This is a genomic window from Rhodospirillaceae bacterium, from assembly GCA_002728255.1.
Lineage (GTDB): Bacteria > Pseudomonadota > Alphaproteobacteria > UBA7887 > UBA7887.
Map to the genome: position 1 here is coordinate 49,489 of PBWV01000019.1, position 25,639 is coordinate 75,127.

A 25,639-nucleotide genomic window follows, 5' to 3' on the forward strand; every position below is an offset into this window, starting at 1 on the left:
TCTATGAAAAAACTACGTCAATAATTACACAAGGCCTTGAGCATGGTCACTCGTATTTCCNGAGAAACTCCACAAAAAATTATTACTTGCGATACACGAATAAAGCACTGAGTAANTGCTGCCTACCCTCATAGCCAGGCCATGCCCAAGAAGACTTGTTATCATGCCGCAGAAGCATCAAAATAGCGGTCCTTAATATTTGATGTGGATTGGATGTGGGGGATAGATACGATGGTTAGTGCCGAATTGCGAGGGGTTTACTGCCCCGTACTAACACCCTTTGATAAGCAATTGAGGCCAGATGCAAGTCGTTTTGTAGAACATTGCAAAAGCCTTTTGCGACAAGGATGTCATGGACTTGCCGTATTTGGAACAACTGGGGAAGCAAACTCTCTCTCGGTTAAAGAACGGATTGAGCTTCTGGAGGAGCTCTTAAAAGCAGGCATACCACCAGAGCTGATCGCTCCNGGAACAGGATGTGCCGCTTTAACAGATACCATCGCCCTGACCCGACACGCATTTGAAGCAGGCTGCGCAGGGGTACTGATGCTCCCTCCCTATTACTACAAGCCTGTTGAAGAGGAAGGTCTTTACAGGTCATTCGCCACTGTTATTGAAGACATCGGGAATAATGGATTGAAGGTGTATTTGTATCACATTCCGCCATTCTCGGGAGTACCTCTAGAAATAGGATTAATAAAAAAACTGGTCAAAGACTTCCCTCATAACGTGGTTGGGCTCAAAGACTCTTCGGGGGTCTGGGAGTACACGGATACCCTACTAAAAACCCTACCTGATTTCGGTGTATTCAGTGGCTCAGAGGTTTTTCTTCGGGATAATCTTTTAGCGAAAGGATGTGGCACAATAACCGCTTCTGCAAACATTAACGCTCCTGCAATTTGCTCTCTCTTCGAAAATTGGGATGGTTCGAACGGCACCTCAAAACAAGCCGAAATCACAACAGTTAGGAAAGCTATCCAAAANTTTCCACTAATTCAGGCCCTAAAGACTGTTCTTGCTGACAGCCTAAAAGACGATGCATGGTTGACAGTCCGTCCACCACTGCTACCTCTTACACCCATTGCCCGCAAAACCCTGTTAGAATCTCTTGCCGAAGTAGGATATACACCACCCACTGAAATTGCGACTGATTAGATTGTGTAGAACGAATCGTCGTCTATCAAGTTTTTAGAAGAACAAATGTCCACGTGCCCGTTTCGCTTTCCCTTTCCGGTAAAACTGAGACGAAGTAAGAGAGCTAGGAGGCTCTCACTAACCATTGATGTCGCCGATGGAAGTGCCTTGCTAGTACTTCCAACAAGGGCCTCAATTCGGGAGGGCCAACGCTTCTTGCAACGCCAAACTAAATGGATCCTCGAAGAACTTGAAAAACTCCCTCCACGCCAATCGTTTAACNACGGAGNAACCTTTCGCATACTAGGCAACCCATACAGGATCAGACACCTCCCGCTCCTACCAAAAGAAATTCGGCGAGAAGGCCGGGATCTAGTTGTTGGTGGTTATGCCGAACCGAATACAGAGGTGATTAAATGGCTAAAGGAATTTGCAAAAGAGTCTTTGGTAGAAGCTTCGACATCCAAGGCAAGATCTCTCGGCCTGCCTCCACCCCCCATATCAATTCGAGACCCAAAGACTAGTTGGGGAAGTTGCTCTGAAGGTGGGTCCGTATCTTTCTCGTGGAGACTAATTCTCGCACCTCCTTGGGTAATGGACTATGTGGTATCGCATGAAACTGCCCATCTATTGCAATTCAATCACAGCAATGAATTTTGGGCTATTGTGCAAAGCGTATGCCCACGCTACAAACAAGCCAAGGTGTGGCTAAAGACAAAAGGGCAGCNCCTTTTAAGAGTTGGCTAAAGACCTGACATTACTTCGCCCCAAATTCTGGCGGGCAGCCCACCGCCTGACACTCCTTCCATGGGAGTGGCATCGTCGTTCCCGAGCCAGATACCCAATGTCAGATTTCCCCGATATCCAATAAACCAAGCATCTCTGAAATCCTGACTGGTTCCTGTTTTTCCAGCGGCACCTTGTAGNCCTGCCTTGGCGCCTGTACCATCCTCAATGACAGCTNGCAACAAATGATCCATGGANGCAACAACAGCCCCATCGAGAACCTGCCGACGAATGCCGTCAGACATGCGCTTGTAGAGCACCTGCCCTTCCCGATCCGTAATTTTTACAATCCCGTGAGGCCAAACAAGTGAACCGCCATTAGCTACAGCGGCATACGCAACACTCAGGTCCAGCAGTGTAACCTCAGCTGTTCCAAGAACTAGACTAGGGCTATCACGAATGGGGCCAGTCACACCCAGCCGCCGGGCCATTTCTAAAATCCTCCCCCGCCCGATTTTCTCCCCAAGCCGAACGGCCACGGTATTCACCGAATTCGCAAAAGCATCCTTTAAGCTTAGTCGGCCAGCATAATGCCCATCATAATTTCTGGGGCTCCAACCATTAACAACTATTTGATTAGCNGAAAAAGTATCTGATGGAGTTAATCCCCTTTCCAAGGCTGCCAAATAGGCGAAAAGCTTAAAGGCTGACCCCGGCTGTCTACGGGCCTGCACCGCTCTATTGAACTGGCTCTTAGAGTATTCATGTCCGCCAATCATAGCGCTAACCGCGCCATCCGGCCGAATTATTATAAGGGCCGCTTGATCAGCTGAACGGCTTTTGAGTTCACTGAAATAGTCACGGAAAACCCTTTCCCCTATCATTTGGTGGACCGGTTCAAAAGTAGTATCAACAATTATATCCCGATCAGGTTGGCCGATTAGCGAAGGCACTTGAAGCAAAATCCAATCCACAAAATACTGGACGTTGCTCCCTCCTGTATACGCCCCCAACGGCATGGCTGGACGTTGCCGCGCCCCTTCTGCCGCTACTTGTGATATATAACCAGCCACTACCATGCTATTTAATACTTGGGAGGCACGCGCTTGAGATCTCTTGAGATCATTAGTTGGTGCATAACGAGTGGGAGCCTTAAGCAGACCCGCTAACATTGCACATTCAGCTAGGTCTAACGCTCTGGCAGATTTACCGAAATAACGCTTGGCCGCCGCTTCAACTCCGTAAACTCCAGCCCCCAAATAAACCCTGTTTAAGTAAATAGTCAGTAGTTGATTTTTGGTNAAGCGGTACTCAAGCCAAAAGGAAAGCAAAAGCTCCTTGTATTTCCTGCGTATACTCCGCTCAGGCGTTAGGAAGACGTTCTTAGCTAACTGCTGGGTAATCGTGCTTCCCCCTTGTACGACCCTGCCCGCACGCAGGTTATGGAAAACTGCTCGCAAGATCCCAAACCAATCCACTCCGTGATGTCGGAAGAATCGCCTATCCTCCGTAGCAAGAACCGCGGCTGGAAGTTCTTCCGGTAACTCAGCGAGTTGAACTANGTCAGCATGGACAGCTCCGGAAGTTCCTATAACAGATCCGTTCACCCCGACGATCGTGATCCCTGGAGCCCGGAAATTACCCGTTAATACCTCAGGATTGGGAAGGTCATGTGCAAAATAAATGGTAGTCAATACCAAAGCAGTTGCAAACCACACAAAGGCCACAATCGTGCAGTATGTCAGCCGCTTCAATATTTTACTAGGCGTGCCCTTAGCCTTCTCTCGCCTACGGGATGGTTTCCGATGCTCTTTAGCAGACTTAGAGCGGCGGCCACCACTCACCATGAACTACGCTCCAGCGACATCGCTCCTAATCAGACATCCAGATGCTCCACGTCCAGAGCATGCGTTTGAATAAACTCCCGACGAGGCTCAACGTCTTCNCCCATCAAAGTTGTAAATAAATTATCAGCGGCGTCCGCATGACTGACCGTAACCTGAGATAAGTTCCGTGCCTCCGGATCTAAAGTTGTCTCCCATAGNTGCTCTGGGTTCATTTCACCCAACCCTTTGTATCGTTGAATAGTTGTGCCTTTGCGCCCTAGCGACAAAACAACCTCAAATAATTCCGTTGGCCCGTGAATTATTTGAATNCCAGTTTTTGACTCAAATTGCGCAGGCCTCTCAAACATGCTCTGCAGCTCTTCCGCGTCTTCGTTGAGTGCACGGGCCTCAGCACTGTTGATCAACGCCTCATCAATTTCATAGCGGCTAACCACTCCCCGGCGATTATGTTCAAACGACAAAGCCTTGCCTGGAATTCCTTTTCCACTCCACCCGTCTTCGCCTGGAAGAGCCAAAACGTTCAGACGCTGGGCAATATAGCCTGCCGCATTTTCAATATTTTGTTCATCATCGAGCAGCGCTGGATTTAAGACCCCAGATATGGCCGCTTGTTCTATGAGGGGTGCAATAATCCGGTCAGCCAGTTTTTTTAACAAGTTACACTGCATCCGAGCCTTATCCAAAATTTGCCGCAAATCATCCCCAGCATGCCCTTTTTGTTGCACCCCTGGACCAACCAGAAGACGAGTATCCTTGAGACCTTCATCAATAAGAAAATCATCCAGCGCTCTTTCATCCTTTTTGTATACCTCAGCACTTCCCTTTTTTATCTTAAATAGAGGAGGTTGAGCGATATACAGATATCCACTCTCCACCAAGGTAGGCATATGCCTATAGAAAAAAGTTAGGAGCAAAGTACGAATGTGGGATCCATCAACATCAGCATCGGTCATTATAATCACTTTATGATATCGAATCTTTGCAATATCTACGTCGTCCCCTATCCCCATTCCCAGAGCTGAAATCATTGTGCCAATTTCTGTAGAGGAGAGCATTTTATCCACCCTCGCCCGTTCGACATTTAAAATTTTTCCTCGGAGGGGGAGGACAGCTTGATTTGTCCTATTCCTTCCTTGCTTTGCCGAGCCACCCGCTGAGTCACCCTCCACAAGAAATAACTCACTCTTTGCTGGGTCACGTTCCTGGCAATCAGCTAGCTTCCCAGGAAGCGAGGTCACATCAAGAACACCCTTTCTCCGGGTCAAATCCCTAGCCTTTCTCGCCGCTTCCCGAGCTACAGCAGCTTCAATCACCTTATTTACAATCAATCGTGCTTCCTTTGGGTTCTCCTCAAACCATTGCCCAAGTCTATCGGCCACAACACCATCAACGACTGGTCTTACTTCAGAACTAACTAATTTATCTTTTGTTTGAGATGAAAATTTTGGATCTGGCACTTTAAGGGANAACACACAAGTAAGGCCCTCTCGCATATCATCTCCACCAAGCTGTAATTTTTCTTTTCTTGTACTTCCCAGTTCTGATGCATAAGTATTGATCGTCCGAGTTAGCGCTGAACGAAACCCAGCTAGATGGGTGCCTCCGTCACCCTGGGGAATATTATTAGTAAAGCACAGCATATTTTCGTGGTAGCTGTCGTTCCATTGCAACGCGACATCTACAATAATATCGTCCCTTTCGTCGGTAATACACACCGCAGGCATATGTAAGGCTTGTTTATTTCGATCGAGATACTCGACAAATGCCGCAATGCCACCCTCGTACAACATATCAACTATAACNGGTTCCACCCCCCTGCTATCCTCTAGGATTATCCTTATCCCCGAATTCAAGAAGGCCAGCTCCCGGAGTCGATGTTCCAGGACATTTAAGTCAAACAAGATGTTNGAAAATGTGTTAACTGAAGGCTTAAAAGTAATGCGCGTGCCACTTTGGGCTGTGGTATTTGCCTCTGAGACAAGAGCCTCTTCCGGCTCCCCGTGCTGAAATACCATGGAATGGTACTGTCCACCTCTCCAAATCTCTAGCTCTAGCCGCTCTGATAACGCATTAACAACAGACACTCCTACTCCATGCAAGCCCCCNGAAACCTTATATGAATTCTGATCAAATTTTCCCCCAGCATGCAATTGGGTCATGATCACCTCCGCNGCTGAAACACCTTCTTCCTCATGTATATCAGTTGGGATCCCTCGACCATTGTCGGTCACCGAAACAGATCCATCGGGATTTAGAGTGACTTTTACTTCATCACAAAAGCCGGCCAACGCTTCGTCTATCGCGTTATCCACCACCTCAAAAACCATGTGATGCAGACCTGAACCATCGTCAGTATCTCCGATATACATGCCCGGCCGTTTTCTAACGGCGTCCAACCCACGAAGAACCTTTATAGAATCAGCGCTATAATCAGCCGAGGATTCGTTAGAAGTATTTTTGTCAGTCATAAATTAAGTTCCCTCATACTCAAATTTCGGACAGCCCCGCCTGAGACACACAAGAACTGGGCGCGGGAACCAAAGTTTGAGAACAACTCATCTGAGGTTCCAGTCATCCAAACTTGACTCCCTAGGGAACATAATGCCTCAGTGAGCGCACCCCGATGCACCTGATCCAAGTGGGCCATTACCTCATCCAGTAATATCAGGGGGGTCTGACCAAACAATTTGGATTGGGCCCGCGCATGAGCCAATATTATCGAGACCAGCAACATTTTTTGTTCCCCAGTGCTACAATGTTCAGCAGGCATATCTTTCGCCACATGCCTCACGGATAAATCAGTGCGATGGGGACCCACGGCTGCCCCCCCTCTCTCGGCGTCTTCTCCCCTAGCGGCGGCAAAGGCACTTTGCAAGCGCTCCTCGACCTCTAAAGCCGGCATGTCCCGCAACCAGTCCTCGGCCACACCAACCAACTCCATTTTAGCTGGCGGGAACAAAGTACCGAAAGGACTAGTCAGAGCAGTGTTTAACCGCCAAAGTGCCTCGTGACGAGCCGCCGAGATTGCAACAGCACTCTCCGACAGTGTGCGTTCTAAGGCATCCAACCACTCACTGTCATCCGGCCTATAACGAAGTATCCGTCCTCTTTCTGCCAGGGTACGCTGATAGGCAACTAAGCGGGCACTGTGGCCCGGATCGAACCCTCCAACCAGCCTATCAAAAAAACGCCTTCTGTCTCCCGGCGAGTCTATAAAGATGCGATCCATCTGCGGCGTCAGCCAAATGGCATGGAGCTCGCGCGCAAGACCCTCTTGGCTAGAGCTCTGGATTCCCTGCACTCGCACTTCTCTTTTTCCCGCAGATTTATTAGAGGTTCCTGTTCCGATGTGAATACTGCCCCCAGCGGTACTCAATTCAACTGATACTCCCCATACCCTTTCCTCACCACCTCTTCGTCTCATATCCATCATACGAGCACCTCGAAGGCCTCGGCCGGGGGCTAAGAGAGAGAGCGCTTCCAATAAATTAGTCTTACCAGCACCATTCCCGCCAATTAAAACAATTGGACCAGGGCCTACGTCCAACACGAGGTGGGCGTAGGATCTGAACTGAGTAAGTACGATTTTTTCCACCGATAGCCTGAAGGGATGCACTTCTCCACTCTCGGCCACCCGCCGATCTAGCAGTTCCACGTTACCTCGCCCGACTCCACCCACCGGAAGTCAGTTAGCCAATCAGCCCCCATCGCCTGGGCGNCATCGCTGAACCTCCGTTTCTCATGAAAAAAAACCAACGTTTTAGCCTAAACTCGCATGGGCATGAGGACATAAATAGTTCCGGGATCGTTGCTGTCTCCAACCACAGCTGGTGACGCTCCATCCTCCATCTTAAAGGAAATACGATCGCCTNTTATTTGTTCCGTCATCTCCAGCAAGTAGCGCGCATTAAAGCCGACTTCTAAATCATCCGCATCGTAGTCGACNTCTAACTCTTCGGAGGCACTACCCTGATCCGGTATGTGGGTACTCAAAAGAAGTCTATTTTTTTCCAAAGCCAATTTGATAGCTCTAGTCTTGTCTTTTGAAACGGTTGAGACCCTGTCCACAGCTTTCGAAAACAGCGCATTGGTTAGCGATAATACCTTACTATTCCCGTCGGGGATAACCCGCTGGTAGTCGGGAAAAGTTCCGTCAATCAACTTTGTAGTTAGCACCACAGAACCTGCTGAGAACCTCGCTTTTGTATCCGAAAGCGACAGCACCACTTCCCCATCTATGGTCTCAAGTAGCTTGCGTAGCTCTAATACCGCTTTTCGTGGCAAAATTACACTTGGCATCTTATCTGCACCCTTCGGCAGGTCCACGTCAACCCTTGCCAGCCGGTGGCCATCCGTCGCAACGGCTCGGAGATTGTTNTGTTGTCCCTCGATTATAGGGTGGAGAAAAATACCATTCAAATAATAGCGCGTCTCCTCTGTCGACATTGCAAAGCGTGTCCGATCAATCAGCTCACAGATTGCCTCTGAAGGCATAGGAAACTCAGCACCCCAATTACCTTCGCTCGCAGCGGGAAAATCTTCCACCGGTAAACTGGCAAGTGAAAAGAAGGTATGCCCGGACCTCAAAGAAAGCTGTCCCTCTGTCCCACCTAATTCCAGCTCCACCTCACTGCCGTCAGGTAATTTACGAACTATATCGAACAGCATATGGGCAGGCGCAGTGACAGATCCTGAAGCTTTGACCTCAGCTGACGTCTTATCATATACCCATATATCCATATCAGTGGCCGTTANGCCCAATTGGTCACCCTCCGCAGTCAGCTGAACGTTGGATAATATTGGGATAGTGTTGCGACGCTCCACCACACTCTGGACGTGCTGGAGAGACTTAAATAGCGCCGAGCGCTTAATGATCAGTTTCATTTGTTGCCATCACCTATAGCTGTTAGTGGCGCAAAGCCACCACGACAGGGGGCCGCCTCTCGCGCCCCCCTCAGTCAGGATATTATACCAGATATAGGGCCCACAGAGCAGCTTTTTCATCCGCNCCACTTCTGCTGATTCAGGTTAAGATTCCAGCATTCGCCTTAAAAGCTCAACATCCTCAGCAAAACCAGTATCAGAGTTACACAGCTGATCAACCTTCTTAATCGCATGCATAACAGTTGTGTGGTCCCTATTCCCAAATTTCCTNCCTATTTCGGGGAGAGACCGGGATGTAAGCTGCTTTGTCAAAAACATCGCAACCTGTCTCGGTCTGGCAACCATTTGTGCCCGACGGGCGGAACTCATTTCAGCAACCCGTATATTATAATAATCCGCGACCCGGCGCTGAATCTCCTCTATGGTGACCCTGCGATTGTGGGCCCGCAATAGATCATGGAGAACATCTTGAGCCGAATCCAAAGTAAGTGGCCTGCCAACGAGAGTAGAGTGGGCGACCAACCGGTTTAGGGCCCCCTCCAACTCACGAACATTCGACGTTATTTTATGAGCTAGAAATTCCAAAACTTTATCAGGAACCTTTGAACCAGCATATCCTTCTGCCTTGGCCTGCAATATACCCAGGCGCAGCTCGTAGGAAGTTGCATGAACCTCGGCAACTAAGCCACAACCCAACCGCGACCGCATACGCTCTTCCATACCCTCCAAATCGGCAGGAGATCGATCACCAGAAACGACTATCTGATGCCCTTGATCAACTAAAGCATTAAAAGTGTGAAAGAACTCTTCCTGGGTGGCATCTTTACCATCCATAAATTGCACATCATCGATCATTAGCACATCAGCTGAACGCAATAACTCCTTAAAACTCATTATATTCTTAAACCTCAGGGCCCTAATGAACCGATACATAAATTTTTCAGCTGATAGGTATATCACCCTTCGCGCAGGCTGCTTTTGCCTTAACCGCCAAGCGATTCCTTGCATCAAGTGGGTCTTACCCAGGCCAACACCCCCATAGATGAACAATGGATTAAAAGGCACGTCATCCGACTCGCCTACCCGCCTTGCAGCGGCGTGAGCAAATTCATTGGGCTTTCCTACAACAAAGTTTCCAAAAGTAAGTTTCGGATCAAGTAGTGGAGCTAAGTCCTCTGTATCACCGGATGCCGTCCCGTTTGCCGAAGTCACCCCACCGAGGCTGGATTTGCTCTCTCTCGGCTCAGAATCTAGCCCCTCCTCCGGCTTACTCTCAGACACTATAAAATCTACGGTGTTAACCGATGGATCTTCCAGCCGCCACAGAGCCCGAATTCGGTCCCCGTAACGAGGGGCTACCCAGTCACGGGTGAAACGGGACGGCGCTTTCAACACTAGAGCATCCCCAACAAGACTAGCTAGGTCGATGTTTTTCAGCCAATTATCAAACGTAGTAGCCCCAAATTCGGATTTCAGCCGGTCGCGCACTCTCAACCAGCTACCCTGCTTAGCGAGCATACCTTGACCCACCACCATTGCGCTATCTGACCTCTCAACCACAGACTTCCCCGACAAATGGCGCACCAGTTATCACACAGTCAACATTTNCCAGGCTANCAATATAGATACAAACTTTTACATTACACATAAGTAATCCAACCGCCTGGATACAATAAGGTTAAGTATTCGCAAGNTTCTCCACAATAAAACCTGCCNCGCTTCGGGGTTTTACTAGTCTGGATTCGCACTTTATAACTCTTAACACTACTGTATAGCGCATTCAGCACGATATATGTATATGCAATTACTTACCTATACTTCCGTTACACGTTCCCTCAACGAGGTTACACATTACCCACAGCTAACCGCAGGCGCAAGAACATCGTGCCGCGAAATCACAAATTTGAAAAAAATTTTTCCTACTTGGCGGTTACACTGAGTTTTGGCCGACAGAACCCAAAAAGAGTACAGACAAATTTTGCTTATATAGAGGTGNGCTCTTTAGCCAAAACTCAAAAACCAAAGATTACATTGACCTGATTCGGGCCGACAAACGCGACAGTTTCCGCCGCATAGCGTTCCGGTGCACGGTCCCCCGTTGTGCCCCTCGAGCCAACTGGGGCTCGGTCGCCGCCAAGGCGACTTTAGCTGCCTCACGATCGCCATTTGCAATGGCTTCCTCAACACCTTTAACATAAGTTCGCAAGCGGGCACGCCAGACGCCATTTACGGCCCGACGCCGAAGGTTTCGACGAATTCGTTTTTCCGCTGATTTATGATTTGCCATTAAAACCCACTTAATTGTCATTAACAAAAGCAGCAGCCATAGACCTCTGCTGAAGGGCGCCTTATAAACAAGCTAATGGAAATCGTCAACGCACCATAAACAGTGAAGTCTACCTATTCTGAAAGACAGGCTTCCTTTTCTCCATAAAAGCCCGCATACCTTCTCCCCTATCTTCCAAAGCGAATGTCGAATAAAATAGTCTTCGCTCAAAGAGAACTCCCTCCGACAAACCTGTCTCCGCAGATCGGTTGACGGACTCTTTGGCCATGGCAACTGCTGGCATCGAGAATCCTGCAATTTCTTCCGATATTTGCAATACCTCCTTAAGCAAATCCGACAGTGGATAAACTCTGCTTACTAGCCCTGCCCGCTCGGCCTCTTCCGCGTCCATAGTGCGTCCAGTAAGAATCATATCCATTGCCTTAGACTTCCCCACAATTCTAGGTAAACGCTGTGTACCACCAGAACCTGGAAAAGTTCCCAGTCTTATCTCAGGTTGGCCAAACACTGCATTATCAGCAGCAATTACAAAATCGCACATTAAAGCCAACTCGCATCCACCCCCTAAGGCGTACCCAGCTACGGCTGCTATTACTGGTTTTCTGCAGCGAGTTATGCGTTCCCATTTGGAGATAAAATCGTTAGAGAACGCCTCCGCATAGTCTTTCTCAACCATCTCTTTTATATCAGCCCCAGCAGCGAAAACTTTCTCGCTGCCTGTAACCACTATAGCTCCAATACCGCCGTCAGCCTCATACATATCAAGGACATGGTTCAACTCGGAGATCAAACTACTACTGAGAGCATTTAAGGCATCCGGCCTATTCAATCTTATAAGCCCAGTAGAACCACGCTTCTCAACAACTATATTTTCAAAACTCATTCCCATTGGCACACCACTCCTATTTGGCAAACTTACCAATATTTATACTTCCAATCTCAACACTTCCATAGGAAGCCTTGATTACGCAACACTATCTCACTGGGCCTATCGTTGGCAGCTCGAACAAAAAAAAGTGCTGCGATTAGATTGAACGACACGCCCGATATAGTGGGTCAGCGGACCATTTATGCAAGGTTGTCCTTCCCTATTGTATACCTTGAAAGAATGCTGGAAGTAACCCAGCTCGCCCGAGGCCTGGACATAATCACGAAGGGACGATCCACCGGCCTCTATTGCTTCCGTTAATACCTTGCGGATTGCCGCTACAAGCCGCTCTAGGCGCACCCCTTTAATGTTGGCGCCAGCCCGTCTCGGCGAGATTCCTGCCAAAAAAAGGCTCTCACAGACATAAATATTTCCCAAACCAGCCACTATCCGCTGATCCATCAGTAAATTTTTTATTGGAGCCTTACGCCCTAAGAGCCGGTGGCGTAGCCAGCANTCGTTAAATTCTTTGGTCAATGGTTCTACCCCCAACAACCGGATAGCAGGATGCTCCATAAGGTCCCTACGTTTTGTTAAATCCACACTCCCAAATCGACGTGGATCGTTGAATTTCATCGTCGTTCCATCACTGAGACTAAGAATAACGTGATCGTGCCGTTCAGGTTTTTCCTCCTTACCAATAACTAGCCGCCCCGACATTCCGAGGTGGATGATAACCACAGACTCTTCACTCAGGTTCAACAATAAATATTTTCCGCGGCGATCAATTGATGTAACCATCTTTCCTANTACCCGCTCTGCAAACGAAGTCGTGATAGGCCTGCGAAAATCGGTTCGTCGAACAACTACGCCCTCGATAGCCTTGTTCAATATTGATTTGGAGAGCCCCCGCCGGATGGTTTCAACTTCTGGTAGTTCAGGCATAGTCATGCATCCCTATTTGTGACAAACCATAGTAGCCCTCCTCACCTTGGTGCGCTATGGTCTATCATATGACCGCCAGCCAGACCCATAATGTTAAGGACGGCTTCGCAACATTTGGCCAGCGAACTGTGCCTGTCGATGAAAAAGAGGCCTTAGTTCGCAAAGTCTTCAATAGCGTAGCAGGTCGTTACGACCTTATGAACGACCTCATGAGTGGCGGTTTACATCGCCACTGGAAACGGAGACTGGTTAGTTCACTACTGGAATACCCTGTACCCGAACTACTGGACCTTGCAGGCGGATCCGGCGATATAGCAATATCCGCNTTGCAAAGAAAGNCAGGTAGGCTGGGACAAGTAACAGTTTGTGATATCAACTTTGAAATGCTAAAGGTTGGTCGAGACAGGGCCTGGGACAGAGGCCACCTGGACAAGCTTAATTGGATGTGCGGCAACGGCGAACAACTTCCCTTCCCAAATGCGCATTTTGACGCCTGTACACTGTCGTTTGGGCTACGCAATATGACCCACCCTGAAAAAGCTCTGGCAGAAATATACCGGGTATTGAAACCAGGGGGTAGGCTCCTGATACTTGAGTTTACACCAGACATTGTCCCAGCCCTCCAACCTCTTTACAACCTTTATTCCCAACGGATCATTCCTGTCATAGCTAAACAAGTTACAAAAGATGTAGAGCCCTATACCTATCTCGTGGAGAGCATCCGTCGCTTCCACAAGTCAGGTCAAATTACAAGCTTGTTAACTGCCCAAGGCTTTGCGGGCATCAAGGCCCGGAGCCTCTCAGCTGGAATAGCAAGCCTCCACAGCGCTTGGCGGAGTTAGCAAACAGCACGAAACATGCAAGTTATTAGAAATACAACTCGTCTAGCATATCTTGGTTGGCTCCTTGCCCGCAATGACGCCTTGGAAGTACTGGAACCCACTAATGTGCCTAGATACTTGTTGCGAGCACTTAGGTTCATAGCACGCGGCAACAATAACCTGAGCTTAGGTGAAAGGTTGGCAAAAGTGGCCATTCTCGCAGGGCCTACTTTCATAAAATTGGGACAAGCCGTTTCAACCCGAGCCGATCTTTTCGGACCAGAGATAACCCATGAATTGGCAAAACTTAGGGATCGTTTACCTTCATTTCCTGCAGAACAAGCCAAGAACACTATTTCAAAAGAACTTGGGGAGCCCATTGAACAGCTTTTTTCAAGCTTTGAAGACACGCCAATCGCTGCTGCGTCCATCGCTCAAGTTCATTTTGCTACCACGTTGATGGGGGAAAAAGTTGCCATAAAAATACTACGGCCTGATATAGAAAAGGCTTTCTCACGTGACTTGGAGTTATTGCGATGGACTGCGCAGCTGGCCACTTCCCTGCGGCCTACTTTGAAACGTCTCCGGCTGGGGGAAGCCGTGGAGACCCTTGCCGAAACGACCAGAATTGAGATGGACCTTCGTCTGGAGGCGGCAGCGGCCGCAGANCTTCACGAAAACTTTAAGACCGATCCCACTTACAATGTTCCGAAGATCTTCTGGAAATATACTAGCCGCCGGGTACTAACGACTAGCCGCGTTTCGGGTACACCCATCGACGAGATCAAATACCTAGAAAATAACTTTTGCATGGATAAAGTATTGCAGCACGCCTCTCGTGCCATGTTCACACAGATATTCCGCGATGGTTTTTTTCATGGTGACCCTCATCCAGGAAATTTATTGGTAGATAGAGACGGGAATATACAAGCAGTCGACTTTGGCATCATGGGACGGCTTGATATGCAGTCTCGGATCTATATCGCCGAAACCCTGCTTTGTATTTTTACCCGCCAGTACGACCGCGCGGCCCAACTTCACATAAAAGCCGGTTACGTACCGCCGGACACATCTATGACTGCGTTTAGTCTAGCCCTGCGCTCGATAGCAGAGCCGATTCTCAATATGCCCGCGGCTGACATTTCCGTGGGGAGCCTTCTCGGTCATTTGTTCCAGGTTACGGACACATTCGGCATGGAGACACAACCTCACCTCCTTTTACTGCAAAAAGTGGTCGTGATGGCGGAGGGCACAGCCAGAAACCTGAATCCTTCCCTAGATATATGGGAAGTTGTCCACCCTCTTATCGAAAATTGGGTTAAAATTAGAACTGCGCCCGAAACTCAACTCGGAGAAGCCGCTAAGACTTTACAAGAGCTGGTTCGCCACAGCCCCCACCTTTTATCAAAATTCGAGGCGGCTCTCGCAGTGACAGCCGCCGGCAAAGGCCCAGCATCCCAACGGACGGCTCAACCGACCCGTGGCCTAAAATTACCCTTCTGGCTCACGGCAATAGGTATCTGGTTTCTTGTACTAGTTACCCTCTTAGGGTAAAGGTCTGGCTGTTGTTGCTAAAATGCTCTCAGGGCCGTACCCTAGGAGCCNAATATCAATGCAATGGAGCCACTAACAACATAGGGCCTATTGGTGAAAGCCACTGAAATGTGCTGGACATATGACAGATAGCAGAAACATTTTGCTTATTGTCTCGGGTGGGATCGCCGCCTACAAAACCCTGGACCTTATCCGGAGGCTCGATGAGAGACAAATTGGGGTGCAATGCATACTCACCACTGCTGGGAGTAAATTTGTAACCCCGTTATCTTTAGGCGCCCTAAGCGGAAAGAAGGTCTACACCGATCTATTCTCTCTGACGGATGAGCAAGAGATGGGACACATACGGCTTTCGAGAGAAGCGGACCTTGTTGTAGTTGCTCCCGCCACAGCAAATCTAATAGCGAAAACAGCTAACGGGATTGGTGATGATTTAGCCAGCACCATTCTTCTGGCTACGGATAAACCCGTTCTCTTCGTTCCCTCTATGAACGAGCGAATGTGGCAACACCCAGCCACCCAGAGAAATCTAAGTCAGCTAGTGCGGGATGGCACACAATTCCTTCCCCCAAATGCCGGAGACTTAGCCTGTGGTGAGATAGGAACAGGCCGCATGGCAGAGACTGGGCAGATTCTGGAAAGAGTAGAAAGTTTACTGAACCATGAAGAAGGTAGATTAGGATCAGTCACTGCCCTCGTGACCTCTGGTCCAACATATGAGCCCATTGACCCAGTTCGCTACATTGGCAATTACTCCTCTGGCAAGCAAGGACACGCCATCGCTCAAGCCTTAGTTCAGTATGGCGCAAAAGTAACCCTAGTAACCGGGCCCACTCATGAGCCCGACCCGACAGGCGCAACTATCATCAGGATAACAACCGCCAAGGAAATGATGGAGGCCTGTCTGAATTGTCTTCCAGTGGATGTTGCTGTTTGTGCTGCCGCAGTCGGCGACTGGCGAGTAGGAGCGACGGCTGAAGAGAAAATTAAANGGGGAAACACTACTAAAACTCTTAAGCTAGTGGAAAACGCTGACATTCTCAAACACATCAGTGCACAGAACGAAAACCGCCCGGAACTAGTCGTAGGGTTTGCAGCCGAAACTGAAAATGTTATTGAAAACGCCACTAANAAACGGGCAGCCAAGGGCTGTGACTGGATTATAGCTAACGACGTTTCAAACGGAACAACAGTTTTCGGTGGAACAGATAACAAAGTCCATTTAGTCGATAATTTAGGTGTAGAGGAATGGCCACAAATTAGCAAAACTGCCGTTGCTGATCGTTTAGCTAAGAAAATTGTCCGCCAGTTGGAAAGCAACAAACGCTTATGACCAAACCATTCAGCCTAACGATTTCCATTAAGCGTTTACCTAATGCTCTAAATAATCGTTGCCCCACCTATATGACAGAAGGCTGTGCCGGGATGGACCTAGAAGCTGCTCCGAAAGAACCCATAACCCTAAACCCGATGTGCAGGGTAAAAGTTCCAACTGGCTTCGCTATCGCCCTTCCAAATGGTTATGAAGCTCAGGTTCGACCAAGATCAGGGCTAGCCCTCAAGGAGGGGTTAACTGTGCTTAACAGCCCCGGCACCATAGATTCGGACTACAGAGGGGAAATCAATGTAATTTTAGCAAATTTTGGTGAGAAGGCTCAGACAATTGTGCGCGGGATGCGAATTGCCCAACTCGTCGTCGCACCGATTACACACGTGCTCTGGCAAGAAATTGAAAGCCTGCCGAAAAGCATCCGGAATGACGGGGGCTTCGGGTCGACCGGAGCTACCTCAGAAGACAAACGATATGCAAAAAAATAACACCACANGGGGCTCCGTGCGGCTAACTGCCCCGCAGATAGAAAGGTATGCCCGGCATATTATCCTCCCCGAAGTAGGAGGTATTGGCCAAACGAAACTTATAAACTCAAAAGTGCTTGTCGTCGGGGCTGGNGGGCTAGGGTCTCCAGCAGTAATGTACCTAGCTGCCGCGGGTGTTGGGGAAATTGGGCTAGTTGACGACGACATTGTTGACGTTTCCAACCTTCAAAGGCAAATACTTCATACTACAGCAAGGCTTGGGATGGCCAAAGTGGACAGTGCGAAACACACTGTCAAAGAACTGAATCCTGAAATTGAAATAGTACCTTANTCCGAACGGCTTAACGTCCAAAACGTCCGTCAGCTATTGTCTAATTATGACTTGGTTCTTGACGGCAGCGATAACTTCTCAACTCGCTTTTTACTCAATGATGCCTGCTATTTTTCATCTAAAACTCTAATTTCCGCCGCCATTCTTCGCTTTGAAGGACAGATAGCTACCTATAAACCCTACCTCGGTAATGGCAACCCATGTTACCNCTGTATATTTCCTGCGCCACCTCCACCCGGTTTAATCCCGTCCTGCTCAGAAGGAGGAGTCTTTGGAGCCCTCGGCGGAGTTGTGGGCTCCACCCAGTCTCTAGAAGCACTCAAAGAGCTGCTGGGGATCGGAAACAGCCTTTCTGGCTATCTGCTGATCTATGACGGACTAGATACAACTTGGCGCAAGGTAAAGGTTAAACCAGACCCAAANTGCCCTCTGTGTGGGGAAACCCCAAGCATTATCAATCTGTCAGAGCACTCTGAGTAAAATAATATGGCTAAACCAAAATCTCTCTCAATCATCGCCTTTTCTAGCGACTTTGGAAAAGTTCACTATGCCCTCGCAACTGCAGCGGCCGCCTCCGCTACTAACATGAACGTAACTATAATGTTTACAATGGGCGCCATTCGAGCAGTGACTATGGATAGCTCTGGAGTTCCGGGTTGGGGGACCTTCACTAATGTAAAAGCAGACACTGAGGGTGTTGGCCAGGATGCAACAAATCAAAGTAGGGGGATAGCCGGATTCGAAGAATTGTTTGCGGCCTGCAGTTCCATGGGTGTTAAATTCCTTGTCTGCGAAATGGGGCTAAAGGCCGAAGGTATCCAGGCAGACGAATTGCGAAAAGATCTACACTTTGAACCCGGCGGCCTTGTGACTTTCCTTAACAGTACCGAAACGGAAGGCAATATTGTCTTCATCTAATCCCGGCCTTGCCAANGCTCCATCAGTAATATGTTTTAGCTGGCAGTTACCCTGCTTTTTATTCGATAAGCTTAGCAATAACTCTGTCTGGGGGTCTATGCCCATCAACAAAGGTGCGTATATTGATTAGCACCTTCTCTCCCATATCGANCCTTCCTTCGATAGTAGCGGAACCCATATGAGGCAAAAGAAGCACATTACTCAACTCTTTTAGTTCCTTGTTTATAGCCGGTTCGTGCTCAAACACATCAAGAGCAGCCCCAGCTAATTTCCGNTGCCTCAGCATGGNAGCAAGTGCGGCCTCATCCACGACCTCTCCACGAGATGTGTTAACCAGATAGGCGTCTGGCTTCATTAAAGACAAACGCCCAGTAGAAAGCAGATGATAAGTGGCTGGAGTGCGGGGACAGTTAACAGAAACTATATCCATGTGAGCCAACATCTGATCAAGACTCTCCCAATAGGTTGCCTCTAGCTCCTCTTCGGCACTGATGGGGAGCCTATTCCGGTTATGATAATGAATGGAAAGACCAAAGCCCTGCGCTCGCCGGGCCACCGCGGTTCCTATCTGGCCCATCCCTATGATCCCTAAGCGCTTTCCCCAAATCCGATGTCCCAGCATTGTGCTGGGTCCCCAGCCTTCCCACTGATTAGAGGACACTAGTCTCTCTCCCTCCACCACACGGCGAGGTACGGCAAGGATCATTGCCATAGTCATATCCGCCGTGTCCTCCGTCAAAACCCCGGGGGTATTAGTGACCACAATGCCTTTTCTCCCAGTGGCCTTGAGATCGATGTTATCTACCCCGGCCCCAAAATTTGCAATTAGTTTTAATTGGTTACCAGCGTACTCGAGCACCTCTTCATCGATTCGATCAGTAACGGTGGGCACCAATACATCTGCTCTCGCCACAGCATTGAAAAGCTCTGATCTAGACATTGGGCCATCGGGATCCCGGAGCTCTGCATCAAATAACTCCTTCATTCGCGCTTCTATCCGCTCTGGAAGCCGCCGGGTTACAACCACCTTTGGATCTTTCAACATCTAATTTACGACCATTTCCATCAAAAACTCTCAGTCTAAGCTGGTTAATATTATAGCTACCAGTCTATAATTGTTTTCATACTCAGTCCTCTAATTCAAGCATAACAGCTGAAACCCAATATGGCCTCTGACATTTTGCTGAAGAAACTTAAGAATATACCTTTAGCTTTAGTCTTTAGTGGCTTGGTATTTGTATCACCAGGCCACTCGGATGCAGAGAGTGGACTACCGATCCCTCGGTTCGTGAGCCTTAAAGATGATCGAGTTTTTGCAAGAGCTGGTCCGGGTGATCAATATCCAATAAACTGGGTATATCTTCGCAAAGGCTTTCCAGTTGAAGTAATCGACGAGTTCGACCACTGGAGGCTAATTAGAGACGTAGATAACGTAGAAGGTTGGATTCATAGCGTGATGCTGTCAGGAAAGCGTTTTGCTATTGTTTTACAAAAAGAGCATGTGAAAGATGAGCTTAAACTTCATCGAAAGCCGGAAGCATCATCTGCGGCAATAGCAAAAATCGAGGCAGGAGCATATGGCAAACTTCTCGACTGCACAAAAACCTGGTGTCGCATCCACTTTGAACCCTACCGTGGTTGGATCAGACGTGATCAAATATGGGGAGTCTATCCAGGCGAAAGGCTGACTAGATGATCGGGCCAAAATATTTTTTAAGCCGCATCAAAATCGAGTGCCAGCTCATTTCGCACGTCTTTACCTAATTCCGATCCATGGCTATATGCAGGGTGATCGATTTGTAGCGTAACCGATTCAGAACCATTTAGAAAAGATGTAACCTGATCGTCTGTAAAAGGAAAGTGCACGAATTGCACAGCTGAGACCTTCCTATCTGATCTTGCTTGTCCTACCTCCTCTTCAACTAGGCCCAGTATTCGTTGCCCCGCCATGGTGAGAAAAATTGTTTTTTCTACACCCACCAGATTTGTCAGCAGGCGCACTCTTTCACCTGGATCCTCTATTTCAAACATGAGGGTCGCCACTAGTTCCCGACCTTTGGGAATCAACGGATTATAAGCCGCCAACTCACCCGGGATTTGCGTATCCCCACCCCCNTCAATCCACAGCATTTCATGCACCTGGAACCACATAGTCTCATAACTCTCAAAATAAAAGGTGGCCCATGGTCCTACGCCCACCCGTCGCCTCCGTTTTACGGGCATTAGGTTTCTTCTATGTTCTGCTCTTGTCTTTCCAAATTCCGACATAGGGATTACGTCTTTAAGTGAAATTTCCCTTCTAGTCATGGCTCTCGACTTACCTCCTCAATCCCACAAGCTTTAGCAAATAGTTCTAAAGGGTGACCGAACTTGCTCTGCGGCTGCGCGCCGGGATTGAGTTTTTCAATCCCCTGGCGGAGGTGATCACAAGCGAGAGGGCACTCAGAAGCCACAAACAAGCTTCCCTTTTGCATTACCTGCCGGGCGGCAGCTCTCCCAGTCTTGATTGCAGTATCAAAATTCGCCTGTTTTACACCCCAAAGACCACCGTGGCCCGAACACCGCTCCACGATGGTGAGATCCAGACCAGGGATTAGGCGCAACATTTCCGCCCCTTTGATGCCCATATTTTGAGCACGAGAATGGCACGCTAATTGCAGGGTNACATCCTCATTCAAGCTCTCCAACTCCACCCCCAATCCTTCATTTTTAGCTATATCAACTATATATTCGGATAAGTCAGCTGTGTTGGCACTCACTAAACGAACCGTTGGATCTTCCGGCAATATCAAAGGCCACTCAAACTTTAGCATGAGCGCACAACTGGGCACTAGGGCTACTACCGAGTAACCCTTTTCTATCCAACCGGCGAGTTCGCGGGTAATACGATGCGCATTGGCGCTAACCGCTCCGAGATCGCCCCTTTCCAACTGAGGCATTCCACAACAACCCGGATAAACAATCTCCGACTCAACTCCATTTAAGGCGAGTACCTGCCGAAACAATTTACAGATCCTTGGATTATTATAGGTTACGAAGCACGTGGAAAATATAACCACCTTCCGACCAAACGCCGGAGCCCCAGTGTTGGTTGGAAGCACCCCCGCCTCGTTCCTACCAGAAAACTTTCCACTAAAATATTTAGGTAAANTTGCCTCACGGTGAATAGAAGCCAACCATTCCAGAATCAGTCTGCTAATTCTATTNCCAGTACCAGTAAGCCAGTTAACAAGCCGCCAGATCGGCCTAGCAAGCCGTCCATTTCGATCAGTTTTTGCGAGCTCCCTATCTATGAAAGACCCAAACCCTTTAGAATTTTGTATGGCCCTGTATCGTACAACCAAGTGGGGGAAGTCGAGGTTAAATTCGTGAGGAGGAACGTATGGGCACGNAGCCATAAAACACATATCACAAAGGGTACAAGCATCCATGACCTTCCCGAAGTCAGAGGCGACCACCCCATCGACTTCCCCGGTCTCACAGGAATCAACTAAATCAAATAGTCGTGGAAAACTCCCACACAAGTTGAAACAGCGTCTACATCCGTGACAAATATCAAATNCCCGGCGAGCCTCCAGCTCAAAGTCAGCCTCATCAAGATAATCTGGCCGATCAAGGCCATGAGGATTTCTCACTGGGGCTCCGAGGCCACCTTCCATAGGTAGATCCCTAGCTATTATGTATTCACTTCAAGGCAACGGAGCCCAGAAAACAAAACTCTTTGGCCAGGCCAAACCCAGATTACCCCAATCCATCAAGAGATTTCTGGAACCTGCCGGCATGGGATTTTTCGGCCTTAGCCAGAGTCTCAAACCAATCAGCAATCTCCTCGAAGCCCTCTTCACGAGCCGCCTTAGCCATACTAGGGTACATATCTGTGTATTCATGGGTCTCACCCGCGACCGCTGCTCTTAAATTGTCTGCCGTGGTTCCGATTGGTTGGCCAGTTGCCGGGTCACCAGTCTCAGTTAGAAACTCGAGATGCCCAAAGGCATGCCCCGTTTCTCCTTCAGCCGTGGAACGAAACACAGCCGATACATCATTAAATCCCTCCACGTCTGCCTTTTGGGCAAAAAACAAATACCGGCGGTTAGCTTGCGATTCGCCCGCAAAGGCATCCTTAAGGTTCTGTTCAGTTTTAGTTCCNGCTAGACTCATGACAAAAGGTTCCCTTCTCAAAAAATTAGAAATATCGACCAACGACAAAAAAACGAAAGATTTGCCAGCGATCCTAGNCCACTATGCAACGCCCTCAAAGCCTAGTCAATATTTTTAGAATTATTCTAAACTTATAGGGCTTCAAACTTTCTACTTTATTCGTATCACGACATCAATTTGACTAACAGAGGTCCCCCGAGGCAAGTCCGGGATGCCTCGGACTTCTAACTGGCCCGGATCTACATCAACTAGCTCGCCCGTTTGCTCCCTGAGCAAATGATGGTGATGACTAACGTTCGTATCAAAATATCTACAGCCAGCATCCACAACCACCTCACGCAGGAGCCCAGCGTTCGTAAAGGAATGGAGGCTATTGTAGACTGTAGCCAGCGCCATTCGCAGCCCACGATCGTTGGCTTCTTGGTGCAGAGCTTCCGCGGTGACATGCCGATTTTTCTTCCCGAACAGCAAGCTTGCCAAACCCAATCTTTGCCGGGTCGGCCGGATATTAGAGCCCTGAAGCAGGGCCTTAGCATCAAAACGTCCGTCTGAAAAAATCATTCCAATACCACGTGTTTTGACACCAGTGTGACAGTTGGGGTCCAACACAGCAAGAGGGCAAAATCAAGGTCACTGGATTAAATCCTAGCTTTAATTTAGCTCTGAGTTTAGCATCCGCGGGGAGTCACCCCCACTATATTGTTGCCGTTGTCAACGTGATGCACCTCGCCTGTNACTCCAGAGGACAGTTCACTCAACAAGTATAAGCTCGTATTAGCAACATCATTTGNCTCGAGATCCCGCCGCAGAGCCGAGTTCTGGCGAGCCCAGCNATGTATAGCTCGTCCCGCACCTATCGCAGCTCCTGAGAGAGTGCGCATCGGCCCAGATGAAATAGCATTAACCCGTATACCTGCCGAACCCAAATCAGCGGCAAGGTAACAAACGCTTTGCTCAAGAGCAGCCTTGGCCACTCCCATTACGTTGTAACTGGGAACCACATGACGAGATCCCTCAAAAGTATAGGTGACCAAGCTCGCACCAAAATTTGCCATAGATGCGGCTCTCTGCGCCACACGAGTAAAAGAATAACAGGACACCAACAGGCTATTCAGCATGTTCTCTCGACTTGCATCGACATACCTGCCCTTGAGTTCATTTCGATCCGAGAAAGCAATGGCATGCACCACAAAATCTATACTGTTCCAATGCTCCGAAATGGTATCAAATGCCGAATCGATTTCATCTCCGTCGGCTACGTCACAAGGAATTGTGATTTCTGCTCCAAGACTCTCAGCAAGGGGAACAACCCTCCGGGCCATCGCATGATTTTGGTAGGTGAAAGCGAGTCGTGCACCGGCACGGCTGGCAGCAGCAGCNGCCGTCCACGCAATGGAACGATCATTAGCCACGCCCATAACTAGGCCTTTTTTGCCCTTTAACAATTGGCTTAAAGAGCCATTCACTTTATGGAACCGCCGTCTAACCTAGTTAGGTTTCAAAACGGGAAAAGGCCAGGGACACATTTGTCCCACCAAACCCAAAACTGTTAGACATAATTGTCTCAAGGTTCATACCTTCTTTTAGCTCCACGACTAGCGGCATATCTGCTGCCTCAGGCTCTAGCTTATCAACATTCGCAGAAGCTGTAATAAACCCCCCCTCCATCATCAGGAGGGAGTAAATCGCCTCGTGAACCCCCGTCGCGCCGAGAGAATGACCAGTCAAAGATTTAGTCGAACTAAAATACGGCACTGATTTCCCATCGCCAAAAACTTCCTTAATAGCACCAAGCTCCTTTTTGTCCCCCACTGGCGTTCCAGTCCCATGAGTATTTAAATAATCAACCTTAGCCCCACTGCTGGGCAACGCCATTCTCATACAGCGCACTGCCCCTTCNCCCGAAGGCTGAACCATATCAAAACCATCCGAAGTTACTCCATAACCAGTCAGTTCGCCGTAAATTTTTGCTCCGCGCGCGATCGCTCTTTCTGCATCCTCTAAAACGACCACTCCCCCGCCACCCGAAATTACGAATCCGTCCCTATCTATATCGTAAGGCCGGGAGGCTTTGGTCGGCGTACCATTATACTTTGACGACAAGGCCGGCATTGCATCAAAAAGAACTGACAAACTCCAGTGGAGCTCCTCGCCACCACCCGCAAACACCAGATCTTGTTTGCCCAACTGTATGAGCTCAGCAGCATGCCCAATACAATGAGCGCTGGTTGCACAGGCCGAGCTTATAGAGTAGCTATGTCCCTTAATTTTGAATGGTGTAGCAAGCGTCGCTGAGTTGGTGCTGGACATCGTACGGGGCACCATGAAAGGGCCAACCTTTTTCGATTCCTTTTTTTCCCTGAGTATATCGGCGGCATCTACTAGATTCTTTGTCGATGGACCGCCCGACCCCATAACCATTCCCGTCCGGGGATTTGAAACCTCCCTGCTCTCTAGACCTGCATCTTTTATTGCCTGGTCCATTGCCAAGTAATTGTATGCAGCCCCATCACCCATAAAGCGGCGCAACCTTCGATCCATTGCTGCATCTAGATCAATATCCAGGGAACCGTGCACATGGCTTCTGAATCCCATAGCCGCGTATTCTTCGGCAAAATCTATGCCAGAGCGACCTTCACGAAGCGCCTTTAGTACTTCGGTTTTGTTATTTCCTATGCTGGAAATTACACCCAATCCAGTTACTACTACGCGCCGCACCATTTACGCCTCTGCCCCAACGCCATCCATAGAACCAAACAAACCTACACGAAGGTTCTCAGCTCCGTAGATTTTCTTCCCGTTTAACAAAACGGCACCATCGGCTATGCCCAACACTAATTTGCGGTTAATTACACGCCTAATGTCTATCTCGTACGTAACTGTCGCTTCAGCAGGCAAGACCTCTCCAGAAAATTTAACTTGGCCAACACCGAGGGCCCGGCCGCGCCCAGGCAATCCTAGCCATCCAAGGTAAAAGCCTAAAAGTTGCCACAGCGCATCCAACCCCAGACATCCAGGCATTACAGGGTCATTGGGGAAGTGGCAATCAAAAAACCACAAATCTGATCGCAGTTTTAACTCAGCGGTTGCCCGCCCCTTAGAATGGGCCCCCCCCTCATCGGCTATATTGGAAATACGATCAAACATGAGCATCGGCGGCAAGGGTAACCGTGCGTTGCCCGGACCGAAGAGCTCGCCGCGGGCACATCTCAGAAGGTCGGTTAGCTCATAACAAGATTTCTGCCAGTCCAACGTCAAGATTCCATACGTTCCATTAACAATACCTTAACCACTTTTGACTTACTTCTTAACCCCTAACGACACCCCAGGGGAGGGGCCGCCATACTA

At 48.8% G+C, this 25,639-nt stretch carries 25 protein-coding genes; 9 read left to right on the top strand and 16 right to left on the bottom strand.

The features are described 5' to 3' along the window. Nucleotides 1-231: 231 nt before the first annotated feature. The gene (locus CMM32_04720; GenBank protein MBT06203.1) at nucleotides 232-1,155 is read left to right on the top strand and encodes a dihydrodipicolinate synthase family protein; all 924 of its coding nucleotides are present in this window, start codon (nucleotides 232-234) and stop codon (nucleotides 1,153-1,155) included. A gap of 45 nt (nucleotides 1,156-1,200) precedes the next feature. Then, entirely contained in the window at nucleotides 1,201-1,881 is a 681-nt protein-coding gene (locus CMM32_04725; GenBank protein ID MBT06204.1) for a metal-dependent hydrolase, read from the top strand. Here the strand turns inward: CMM32_04725 and CMM32_04730 are convergent. The 8 genes from CMM32_04730 to CMM32_04765 form a co-directional block, all read right to left on the bottom strand. After that, nucleotides 1,878-3,707, bottom strand: coding sequence for a penicillin-binding protein (locus tag CMM32_04730; GenBank protein MBT06205.1), 1,830 nt, complete (start codon nucleotides 3,705-3,707; stop codon nucleotides 1,878-1,880). The genes CMM32_04725 and CMM32_04730 overlap by 4 nt on opposite strands. 29 nt (nucleotides 3,708-3,736) lie before the next feature. After that, nucleotides 3,737-6,175 carry a DNA topoisomerase (ATP-hydrolyzing) subunit B gene (gene gyrB, locus CMM32_04735; protein MBT06206.1) on the bottom strand — a complete coding sequence of 813 codons (2,439 nt, stop codon included), beginning with the start codon at nucleotides 6,173-6,175 and terminating at the stop codon, nucleotides 3,737-3,739. Beyond that, entirely contained in the window at nucleotides 6,172-7,356 is a 1,185-nt protein-coding gene (locus tag CMM32_04740) for a DNA replication/repair protein RecF (GenBank protein ID MBT06207.1), read from the bottom strand. The genes gyrB and CMM32_04740 overlap by 4 nt, the downstream gene beginning before the upstream one ends. A gap of 116 nt (nucleotides 7,357-7,472) precedes the next feature. Next, nucleotides 7,473-8,591 (bottom strand): DNA polymerase III subunit beta, encoded by a 1,119-nt coding sequence (locus tag CMM32_04745; protein ID MBT06208.1) that lies wholly within the window; start codon nucleotides 8,589-8,591, stop codon nucleotides 7,473-7,475. 144 nt (nucleotides 8,592-8,735) lie between these two features. Beyond that, the gene (locus CMM32_04750; protein ID MBT06209.1) at nucleotides 8,736-10,127 is read right to left on the bottom strand and encodes a chromosomal replication initiator protein DnaA; all 1,392 of its coding nucleotides are present in this window, start codon (nucleotides 10,125-10,127) and stop codon (nucleotides 8,736-8,738) included. Nucleotides 10,128-10,617: 490 nt separating this feature from the next. Then, on the bottom strand, nucleotides 10,618-10,878 hold the full coding sequence (locus CMM32_04755; GenBank protein ID MBT06210.1) for a 30S ribosomal protein S20: 261 nt from the start codon (nucleotides 10,876-10,878) through the stop codon (nucleotides 10,618-10,620). Between the two features lie 109 nt (nucleotides 10,879-10,987). Beyond that, entirely contained in the window at nucleotides 10,988-11,761 is a 774-nt protein-coding gene (locus CMM32_04760) for an enoyl-CoA hydratase (protein ID MBT06211.1), read from the bottom strand. A 105-nt stretch (nucleotides 11,762-11,866) separates the two neighbouring features. Beyond that, nucleotides 11,867-12,691, bottom strand: a complete 825-nt coding sequence (locus tag CMM32_04765) for a DNA-formamidopyrimidine glycosylase (protein ID MBT06212.1) — start codon at nucleotides 12,689-12,691, stop codon at nucleotides 11,867-11,869. Nucleotides 12,692-12,759: 68 nt separating this feature from the next. On the opposite strand from CMM32_04765, the gene ubiE reads away from it, so the two are divergent. The 6 genes from ubiE (at nucleotide 12,760) to CMM32_04795 (ending at nucleotide 18,133) form a co-directional block, all read left to right on the top strand. After that, nucleotides 12,760-13,533 (top strand): bifunctional demethylmenaquinone methyltransferase/2-methoxy-6-polyprenyl-1,4-benzoquinol methylase, encoded by a 774-nt coding sequence (ubiE, locus tag CMM32_04770; GenBank protein ID MBT06213.1) that lies wholly within the window; start codon nucleotides 12,760-12,762, stop codon nucleotides 13,531-13,533. A 15-nt stretch (nucleotides 13,534-13,548) separates the two neighbouring features. Beyond that, the gene (gene ubiB / locus CMM32_04775; GenBank protein MBT06214.1) at nucleotides 13,549-15,066 is read left to right on the top strand and encodes a 2-polyprenylphenol 6-hydroxylase; all 1,518 of its coding nucleotides are present in this window, start codon (nucleotides 13,549-13,551) and stop codon (nucleotides 15,064-15,066) included. A gap of 121 nt (nucleotides 15,067-15,187) precedes the next feature. Next, nucleotides 15,188-16,399 carry a bifunctional phosphopantothenoylcysteine decarboxylase/phosphopantothenate--cysteine ligase CoaBC gene (gene coaBC, locus CMM32_04780; GenBank protein ID MBT06215.1) on the top strand — a complete coding sequence of 404 codons (1,212 nt, stop codon included), beginning with the start codon at nucleotides 15,188-15,190 and terminating at the stop codon, nucleotides 16,397-16,399. Further along, a complete protein-coding gene (locus CMM32_04785; GenBank protein ID MBT06216.1) occupies nucleotides 16,396-16,884 on the top strand; it encodes a dUTP diphosphatase in 489 nt (162 codons plus the stop codon). Before coaBC ends, CMM32_04785 begins: the two co-directional genes overlap by 4 nt. Further along, a complete protein-coding gene (locus CMM32_04790; protein ID MBT06217.1) occupies nucleotides 16,871-17,695 on the top strand; it encodes an adenylyltransferase in 825 nt (274 codons plus the stop codon). Before CMM32_04785 ends, CMM32_04790 begins: the two co-directional genes overlap by 14 nt. Nucleotides 17,696-17,701: 6 nt before the next feature. Beyond that, nucleotides 17,702-18,133 (top strand): hypothetical protein, encoded by a 432-nt coding sequence (locus tag CMM32_04795; protein MBT06218.1) that lies wholly within the window; start codon nucleotides 17,702-17,704, stop codon nucleotides 18,131-18,133. 58 nt (nucleotides 18,134-18,191) lie between these two features. On the opposite strand, the gene CMM32_04800 is transcribed toward CMM32_04795, so the two are convergent. Next, complete coding sequence (locus tag CMM32_04800) at nucleotides 18,192-19,178, bottom strand: D-glycerate dehydrogenase (GenBank protein MBT06219.1); 987 nt, start codon at nucleotides 19,176-19,178, stop codon at nucleotides 18,192-18,194. Between the two features lie 120 nt (nucleotides 19,179-19,298). Between CMM32_04800 and CMM32_04805 the strand changes: the two genes are divergently transcribed. Next, a complete protein-coding gene (locus CMM32_04805; GenBank protein ID MBT06220.1) occupies nucleotides 19,299-19,829 on the top strand; it encodes a hypothetical protein in 531 nt (176 codons plus the stop codon). 17 nt (nucleotides 19,830-19,846) lie between these two features. Here CMM32_04805 and CMM32_04810 read toward each other — a convergent pair whose 3' ends face one another. The 7 genes from CMM32_04810 to CMM32_04840 form a co-directional block, all read right to left on the bottom strand. Further along, nucleotides 19,847-20,440, bottom strand: coding sequence for a hypothetical protein (locus CMM32_04810; GenBank protein MBT06221.1), 594 nt, complete (start codon nucleotides 20,438-20,440; stop codon nucleotides 19,847-19,849). Next, complete coding sequence (locus CMM32_04815; GenBank protein MBT06222.1) at nucleotides 20,437-21,792, bottom strand: glycerol-3-phosphate dehydrogenase; 1,356 nt, start codon at nucleotides 21,790-21,792, stop codon at nucleotides 20,437-20,439. Before CMM32_04815 ends, CMM32_04810 begins: the two co-directional genes overlap by 4 nt. A gap of 82 nt (nucleotides 21,793-21,874) precedes the next feature. Further along, nucleotides 21,875-22,291: a rubrerythrin gene (locus tag CMM32_04820; protein MBT06223.1), complete on the bottom strand. Its 417-nt coding sequence runs from the start codon at nucleotides 22,289-22,291 to the stop codon at nucleotides 21,875-21,877. A 150-nt stretch (nucleotides 22,292-22,441) separates the two neighbouring features. Next, the gene (locus tag CMM32_04825; GenBank protein ID MBT06224.1) at nucleotides 22,442-22,852 is read right to left on the bottom strand and encodes a transcriptional repressor; all 411 of its coding nucleotides are present in this window, start codon (nucleotides 22,850-22,852) and stop codon (nucleotides 22,442-22,444) included. A 107-nt stretch (nucleotides 22,853-22,959) separates the two neighbouring features. Then, a complete protein-coding gene (locus CMM32_04830; GenBank protein ID MBT06225.1) occupies nucleotides 22,960-23,709 on the bottom strand; it encodes an enoyl-[acyl-carrier-protein] reductase FabI in 750 nt (249 codons plus the stop codon). A gap of 73 nt (nucleotides 23,710-23,782) precedes the next feature. Continuing rightward, nucleotides 23,783-25,009 carry a beta-ketoacyl-[acyl-carrier-protein] synthase I gene (locus CMM32_04835; protein ID MBT06226.1) on the bottom strand — a complete coding sequence of 409 codons (1,227 nt, stop codon included), beginning with the start codon at nucleotides 25,007-25,009 and terminating at the stop codon, nucleotides 23,783-23,785. A 3-nt stretch (nucleotides 25,010-25,012) separates the two neighbouring features. Continuing rightward, nucleotides 25,013-25,543, bottom strand: coding sequence for a 3-hydroxyacyl-[acyl-carrier-protein] dehydratase FabA (locus tag CMM32_04840; GenBank protein ID MBT06227.1), 531 nt, complete (start codon nucleotides 25,541-25,543; stop codon nucleotides 25,013-25,015). Between the last annotated feature and the right edge of the window lie 96 nt (nucleotides 25,544-25,639).

What these genes read in the sequence shown, in the direction of transcription:
- CMM32_04795 (MBT06218.1), top strand. Translation starts at nt 17,702, where the DNA reads ATGGCTAAACCAAAATCTCTCTCAATCATCGCCTTTTCTAGCGACTTT.
- CMM32_04805 (MBT06220.1), top strand. Translation starts at nt 19,299, where the DNA reads ATGGCCTCTGACATTTTGCTGAAGAAACTTAAGAATATACCTTTAGCT.
- CMM32_04785 (MBT06216.1), top strand. Translation starts at nt 16,396, where the DNA reads ATGACCAAACCATTCAGCCTAACGATTTCCATTAAGCGTTTACCTAAT.
- CMM32_04755 (MBT06210.1), bottom strand. Translation starts at nt 10,878, where the DNA reads ATGGCAAATCATAAATCAGCGGAAAAACGAATTCGTCGAAACCTTCGG.
- CMM32_04760 (MBT06211.1), bottom strand. Translation starts at nt 11,761, where the DNA reads ATGAGTTTTGAAAATATAGTTGTTGAGAAGCGTGGTTCTACTGGGCTT.
- CMM32_04825 (MBT06224.1), bottom strand. Translation starts at nt 22,852, where the DNA reads ATGATTTTTTCAGACGGACGTTTTGATGCTAAGGCCCTGCTTCAGGGC.